Source organism: Aeromonas piscicola (assembly GCF_000820005.1).
GTDB classification, from domain to species: Bacteria; Pseudomonadota; Gammaproteobacteria; order Enterobacterales; family Aeromonadaceae; genus Aeromonas; species Aeromonas piscicola.
The window spans coordinates 597-1,071 of sequence record NZ_CDBL01000070.1; the positions used below are offsets into that span (position 1 = coordinate 597).

Below are 475 nucleotides of genomic sequence, written 5' to 3' on the forward strand. Positions count from 1 at the left end.
CCCCGCCAATATGGCGGGTCTTTATTATTGCCAGCAATATAACTCGTTCAATATTCATAAATCGGGCAAGCATAGTCATAAACCTCTCTTGAATGCGGATAATATCGCCTGCCATTGCCAAGTCATGAATATCAATTTCTCATATTGAGATATATAAACAACCGCATTGCGTTACCGTTATTTTTCTAAGAACCATAACTCATCACCCATATATTTTTATTCTTTCATTGTCGCCCGGATAAATGGAAATACTGCTGCTCCATTACCCCGATACGGAGCAGTACCATGACAGGAAAAGGATATTCCCTCTGGCTGGCGGCCCTCGCCATCATCAGTTTGCAGGCCAACGCCGTCGAGGTGACGGTGGCCTACCAGACCTCCGCCGAGCCGGCCAAGGTGGCCCAGGCCGACAACACCTTTGCCCGCGACAGCGGCGCCGAGGTGAAGTGGCTCAAGTTTGACAGTGGCGCCAGCG

The 475-nt window shown here is 49.7% G+C and carries 1 pseudogene; it reads left to right on the forward strand.

The features are described from left to right. Positions 1-285: 285 nt before the first annotated feature. A pseudogene (tauA, locus tag BN1128_RS17175) lies at positions 286-475 on the forward strand (taurine ABC transporter substrate-binding protein); the annotation flags it as partial.